General features: G+C 67.5%; 4 protein-coding genes. All 4 read right to left on the bottom strand.

What is annotated here, in order from left to right; genetic code table 11:
• On the bottom strand, positions 1-291 hold a 291-nt coding region (locus tag DBR34_RS11750; RefSeq protein WP_258223843.1), incomplete at its 3' end, for a nicotinamide-nucleotide amidohydrolase family protein.
• A 180-nt stretch (positions 292-471) separates the two neighbouring features.
• Positions 472-1,782: a ribosome rescue GTPase HflX gene (gene hflX / locus DBR34_RS11755; protein ID WP_128096928.1), complete on the bottom strand. Its 1,311-nt coding sequence runs from the start codon at positions 1,780-1,782 to the stop codon at positions 472-474.
• A gap of 26 nt (positions 1,783-1,808) precedes the next feature.
• Positions 1,809-2,093: an RNA chaperone Hfq gene (gene hfq, locus DBR34_RS11760; RefSeq protein WP_128096933.1), complete on the bottom strand. Its 285-nt coding sequence runs from the start codon at positions 2,091-2,093 to the stop codon at positions 1,809-1,811.
• A 106-nt stretch (positions 2,094-2,199) separates the two neighbouring features.
• Positions 2,200-2,971, bottom strand: a 772-nt coding sequence (gene miaA / locus DBR34_RS11765; RefSeq protein WP_128096929.1) for a tRNA (adenosine(37)-N6)-dimethylallyltransferase MiaA, incomplete at its 5' end; no start/stop codon positions are given.

The following is a 2,971-nucleotide window of genomic DNA, read 5'->3' on the forward strand; positions in this document are numbered from 1 at the left end:
GGAATTGATCAACGCGCCGGACACCATTTCCAGCACGGTTTCGCGGCTGACCGCGCCGAACTGTTCCAGCGTGTGCGCGCGCACGCCGAGCAGGCGCTGCTTGGCCTCGTAGCTGTAGACCACCATGCCGCAATCGAAGAAGGCCGACGAGCCGGCCACGTCGGTCATCGCCTTGGCGATCCAGCCGCCGCTGCAGCTTTCGGCGCTGACCAGCTGCAGGGCGGCCTGCTGCAGGCGCTGGCCGACATCACGGGCGAGGACGCCGAGTTCGGCATCGGTGGGGACGTGCATGGTGATCCTGGAACCGGGGGATGAATGCCCCTGTTTTAGCCGATATCGGCGGCGGTGTCGTGTGCTGGGCGTACGACGTAGCGCCGGGCTCTGCCCGGCTGAACATAACGAACAGCCGGGCAGAGCCCGGATTTACGGTGTGCTTGCAGCCGGGCAGAGCCCGGCTCTACGGGGCCGGCATTACCACTCCGGCAGTTTTTCCGGCAGCAGGGCGCGGATCGGTTCGCCGCCCTCGCCCGCCGCGAGTTTCTCGGCTTCGGCGATGGGCAGGTCGACATCGAGCAACCAGCCGTCTTCGTCGGCCTGTTCGCTGCGCACCACTTCCAGCTGGTGCAGGCGCGAGCGCAGTCGGCCAGCACTGGGCGGCAGGCGCAGTTCGCCGGTGACATGCTGCAGGCCCAGCCGCTTGCCCAGTACGGACTGCAGCAGCGGCAGGCCAAGCCCGTCGCGTGCGGAGATCCATACGCGCTCGCGGCGCGCCTCATCGGGGATGCCGTCCTGCGCGTCGTGACGCACTTCGGCACCGTCGATGCGGTCGATCTTGTTGAAGACCAGCAGCTGCGGCAGATCACCGGCACCGACCTCGGCCAGTACTTCGTCGACCTGGGCGATGCGCTCTTCGCGGTGCGGATCGGCCGCATCGACGATGTGCAGCAGGAAATCGGCCTCGCGCGCCTCGCTCAGGGTCGAGCGGAATGCGGCCACCAGCTCATGCGGCAGATCGCGCACGAACCCGACGGTGTCGGCCAGCACCACGCTGCCACCGGGCACGATGATGCGGCGCACGGTCGGGTCGAGGGTGGCAAACAGCTTGTCGGCGGCATACGCCTCGGCACCGGTCAGCGCATTGAACAGCGTCGACTTGCCGGCATTGGTGTAGCCCACCAGGGCCACGCGCGGCAACTCGCTGCGCACGCGTGCGCGGCGCATCTGGGTGCGCTGCACTTCCACTTTTTCAAGCTTCTTCTGCAGCTGTTCGACCCGCTTCTGGAGCAGCCGGCGATCGGTTTCCAGCTGGGTTTCACCCGGGCCACGCAGGCCGATGGCACCGCCGCGCTGACGCTCCAGATGGGTCCAGCCGCGGACCAGCCGCGTGGCCATGTGGCGCAGCTGCGCCAGCTCGACCTGCAACTTGCCTTCGTGGCTGTGCGCACGCTGGGCGAAGATGTCCAGGATCAGGCCAGTACGGTCGATCACCCGGCGCTCCAGGAACCGCTCCAGGTTGCGCTCCTGCACCGGCGACAGCGAATGGTTGACCAGGATCAGGTCGGCACCGGTGGCGTCGGCCGCGGCTTTCACCTCGTCCAGCTTGCCGGTGCCGATCAGGATCGACGGGTTGGGCCGATCGATGCGCGCGGTCAGCGTCGCGGCGATGCTGGCCCCGGCGGAGCGGGCCAGATCGGTGAACTCTTCAAGCACATCTTCTTCGAGCCGGCCGGAATGCGGCTGGATCAGGAGTGCGTGTTCGCCTCGCTTGGAACGGTCAAACACGCAGTTCTCCGGAAATACCGAACGTATTACTCAACGTCGTCTTCACCTGGGACGCCTTCGGCGCCACCTTCATTGGACTGTACATAGCCGCCGCCCGGACCGACCCGCACGTTGCGTGCCGGCACCACGGTCGAAATGGCGTGCTTGTACACCATCTGGCTCACCGTATTACGCAGCAGCACCACAAACTGGTCGAACGATTCAATCGTTCCCTGCAGCTTGATGCCATTGACCAGATACACCGAAACCGGCACGCGCTCGCGCCGAAGTGCATTGAGAAACGGATCCTGCAGCGATTGCCCCTTGGACATTGCCAACTCCTGATTATTGTTTTTATGGTCTTCCGGCAGTTCCACGGCCCCCGCCGCCCACCGGAATCCTTGATGGTACACGGGCCGGAGGGGAGAAGGCGTGGAGTCAGCGTGCGACGAAGGTCGACACCGCGTCCGCCAGGGAAGCCTTATCCAGATGGGGGTCGAACCAGCGCACATCAAGCTCGCCCCGCAGCCAGGTCAGCTGGCGCTTGGCCAGTTGGCGGGTGGCCTGGATGCCCCGCTCGCGGAACTGGCTGGCACTGCCCTGCCCGTCCAGGAACTCCCACGCCTGGCGGTAGCCGACCGCGCGGATGGCCGGAAGGTCCAGCGGTGCCGCCACCCGGGCCATGTCCGGCAGCGCGCGCAGGGCGCGGACCTCGTCCAGGAAGCCGTGGGCCAGCATGGCGTCGAAACGGGTCTCGATGCGCTGGTGCAGCACGCTGCGCTCGCGCGGGGCCAACACCAGCTTGAGGGTGCGCACCGGCAGGCGATCCACGCCGGGCAGTTTCTGCCATTCGCTGATCGGGGTGCCGCTCAGCCGGTACACCTCCAGCGCACGCTGGATGCGCTGCGGGTCGGTCGCATGAATGCGTGCCGCGGCGACCGGGTCGATGCCGGCCAGTTCGGCGTGCAGCGCCGCCCAGCCCTCGGCGGCCGCCTGTTCGGCAATCCGCGCACGGGTGTCGGGATCGGCCGGCGGCATCGGCGACAGCCCCTGCAGCAGCGCACGGAAATACAGCCCGGTGCCGCCGGCCAGGATCGGCATGCGGCCACGGGCCACGATGTCGGCGACCGCGCGCGCGGCATCGGCGGCGAACTCGGCGGCTGAATAGGTCTGCCACGGATCACGCAGGTCCAGCAGGTGGTGCGGCGCC

Source organism: Stenotrophomonas sp. HMWF003, assembly GCF_003061285.1.
Classification (GTDB): domain Bacteria; phylum Pseudomonadota; class Gammaproteobacteria; order Xanthomonadales; family Xanthomonadaceae; genus Stenotrophomonas; species Stenotrophomonas maltophilia_AP.

Coding starts and splice junctions, on each gene's coding strand:
- hfq (WP_128096933.1), bottom strand. CDS start 2,093: ATGTCCAAGGGGCAATCGCTGCAGGATCCGTTTCTCAATGCACTTCGG.